1 protein-coding gene is annotated in these 2,245 nt (G+C 37.5%); it reads left to right on the forward strand.

All coding sequences use genetic code 11. From position 1 onward, the window contains the following. The coding region (locus N477_RS26400) for a hypothetical protein (protein ID WP_196760699.1) at positions 1 to 1,126 on the forward strand (1,126 nt) is incomplete at its 5' end. Between the last annotated feature and the right edge of the window lie 1,119 nt (positions 1,127 to 2,245).

Below are 2,245 nucleotides of genomic sequence, written 5' to 3' on the forward strand. Positions count from 1 at the left end.
GTTAGCTGGTGATTGGAGTGAAACTCAAGAGCTGCCTGTAGGCGTATTTACTAAATACTTTGGCGGTTCAGATGAAGGTCAGCCTAAATCAATTATTCGTTCACGTGATGGCGGATATATTGTATTGGCAACAGCCTTTAACCACCCTCAAGATTCAAATCATGATTCATTAGGGAATGATTGGATATTTAAAATAGACAGTCAAGGGGAAATTGTTTGGAATTATTTTTCTGACGAAAAAGGAGCACCAACGACACGCAGTATTGTAGAGCTGGATGATGGTTCTATTTTAGCAGTGGGGGGGGTTAAATCGGAAAATAAAGCTCTGGTCAAAAAACTAGATGAAAGTGGCAAACATGAGTGGTCAGCAAACCGAATAGCACCAGGCGTAGAGCATGATTATGCATTCATTAGTGCAGTCCAAGTGCAAGATAAAGTTTATCTGGCCGATGATTTGTCAGCAACTAGTGGACTCTTTACTATTTCTGCTGCTACCGGTGAGATATCACAAGAGCTAAACATACCTGATATTGAAGGGCACTCAAGCAGTATCCAGAAGCTTATCAAAAATCAAGACAATACTTTAACTGCCATTGGTTTTGCTTACCCTGAGACCTCTGATCCTCAGCGTGATTATTACGATGGTGGCTCTTATGTACAAGTTTTCGATAGTGAGCTTAATAGTATAATGACATGGCATAACACTCTGGATTATCTACATGCAAATATAAGTTATGCTACCCAATTTGAAAACGGTAATTACGGAATCATTGGGCAAAGTGGTACAAGTGTGAAGCCTGCTGTTTCGGTAGTTTCACCTGAAGGGCATGAACTAATCAATGGTCTTGTGAACGAAGGTAATTATTATTATGAAAGCCGTGCATTAATTTATAATGAAGAAAATGGCATGTATACCACTGTAGCAAATATCAATGATGCACTAAACCTTGTTGAGTTTTCGTCTTCATTAATTTCGTATGAGAAAAAATTAATAAATGAGGTCAACTATTGGGGTAGCCATAGTGTAAGAGGTTTAATTGGCAACCCTGATAACACGGTTACAGTTCTTCAACGTCAACCGTATGGGGGTAAATATCGGATCATCATCAAAAAGATGGCTCAGTAAAAGCATCGAGTTTACGTTTTAAAACTATATGCACTACCCGTAATCAATTATTTGATTACGGGTTTTTTATTTTTAACAGACTTAAATGTGACACTAATAGTTTAACCCTGATTTCAAGTCATAATCGCGATGCATTGCGAATGCACCGTTTTGTGAGGCGAGTTATTTTAGCTTGTCACTGACGATTGGGTAATAATCTCAGACATTTTTATCTACTAGTGAGCGGACTAATTTAACGTACTTCTGCATGTGCCAAAGCCAATAGTGTTGCGGACTAGTGCCTTCACCTAGCTGATAACCAAACCTGATTAAAGTGACATATTAAAACCTTTCGATGAAGTAGTGCGTGGCAAGAACCCCTGAACTTGGACATACAGGTTTACATTTAGGTTTATTTAGTTTTACGAGTTCTGATAAAACCGTAGTTCGATGGCGCTCATCAATTCTTTGAATGATCTGTTTATTTCCAACGTTTCTTGCTATTTTATCGCCAAAATCTATTTTCCTTTTCGTTTTAACTAGTATTTATTCGAAGTATTTTGCTTCGGTCGGTCAGTATAATTTGACTAATGTGACTTAAATTGAGGCAGGGAACTGCTGGGGAATCTTCATAGCCTGCCATGGCTTGATAACCATAATGAAAACGGCGTAATTTTAGGGTAAGTACCAATTTATAAAAAGTCTAATTAAATAAATGCGTTAATCAAGAAAATTGAAAGTTCTCTATTGCAAAAGCTGACCAAACAATTAAGAAATAGTGCGCTGCCTTAATAAAGCCAACTATCAAAGCAATAGAGAAGAATTCAGATAGTGTGCAGTGAGTCATGATTTAGAAACATTATCAGAAAAGGTTTATTGGAAATAAGCAAAGTAGGCAATGAGCTAAGTTATCGTTATTACATAAGTTCAGCAAATCGACAACACAGGTATATTGAAAATGGATTGCACTGGCGATTAGAGATTGGTTTTAGAGAACATAATTGCCGTACTAGGTGCATCAGTATTCGCAGCAAGTCTTAGACATATCGCCTTTAATCAGTTAAAAGCAGAAATAAGTTAAGAAAGGCGTGCCTGCAAAGCAAAAGAATGCATGCACAGGGCCTTGTTTCCTAAATAGTT

It is taken from the genome of Pseudoalteromonas luteoviolacea H33-S, from assembly GCF_001625695.1.
Lineage (GTDB): Bacteria > Pseudomonadota > Gammaproteobacteria > Enterobacterales > Alteromonadaceae > Pseudoalteromonas > Pseudoalteromonas luteoviolacea_B.